Genomic DNA, 741 nt, shown 5'->3' with positions numbered 1-741 from the left:
TCTATTCTCGGTCAGCCTCCTAGCCAGTTCTCAACATCAACAACACCAGTTAAATGGTTTCATCGCCAGCTGCGCACCACGCAACCCCTGCCGGTAACCGGTAATCAAGTGATAGGCTATATAGCCGCCGGCAACCAATCCGCCCCCTGCCACTGAAAGGAAAAGTACGGGAATTTCTACCGGGCAATCATTATCGAGCGAACGAGAGAACGAATCCATGTATTCTGTCTTGACAGTGCAATCGGGTGCTAATAAACGTGGGTCTGCTCTTTGGCAAAAATCCGGATGATCAGAGAGAGATACACTACCCTTTTGCTCGCCATTGACAAGGGTGTTCACCGCTTTGGTGTCGCCAACAATTCTTCCCCCCTCTAACTTCCCTGCCCCGATGCCGTCTGCTGTATTAGACGGGGCTTTGACCTCGCAGCCCACCGCCGTGGTGTTGCCAACTTTACCATCCGTTAGGACATATCCCCCCCCGATGGCACCGACGTCTGCACTATAGACCTTGCTGTGCACCGCTGTAGTGTTGCCAACCGTTCCACTAACCGCCCCCCCCCGATGCCGGCATATGTCCGGGGAGTTCCGGTTTCTACCCTGCTGAGCACCGCCGTAGTGCTGCCAACCTTTCCCCCTTTTAACCTCCCCGCCCCGATGCCGGCATGTGCCCATTCGTTTCCGGTTTTGACCGTGCAGATCAGCGCTGCAGTGTTGCCAACCGTTCCATTAACCTGCCCCCCC

1 protein-coding gene is annotated in these 741 nt (G+C 55.5%); it reads right to left on the bottom strand.

All coding sequences use genetic code 11. From position 1 onward, the window contains the following. Window positions 1–36 precede the first annotated feature (36 nt). Window positions 37–672, bottom strand: a complete 636-nt coding sequence (locus tag CX664_RS25395; RefSeq protein WP_101749347.1) for a hypothetical protein — start codon at window positions 670–672, stop codon at window positions 37–39. Window positions 673–741 lie beyond the last annotated feature (69 nt).

Source organism: Endozoicomonas acroporae, from assembly GCF_002864045.1.
Lineage (GTDB): Bacteria > Pseudomonadota > Gammaproteobacteria > Pseudomonadales > Endozoicomonadaceae > Endozoicomonas > Endozoicomonas acroporae.
This window is presented reverse-complemented; position numbering and strand designations above follow the sequence as displayed.

Excerpts from the sequence above, each read along its gene's own strand:
- CX664_RS25395 (WP_101749347.1), bottom strand. The coding sequence starts at position 672 with ATGGGCACATGCCGGCATCGGGGCGGGGAGGTTAAAAGGGGGAAAGGT.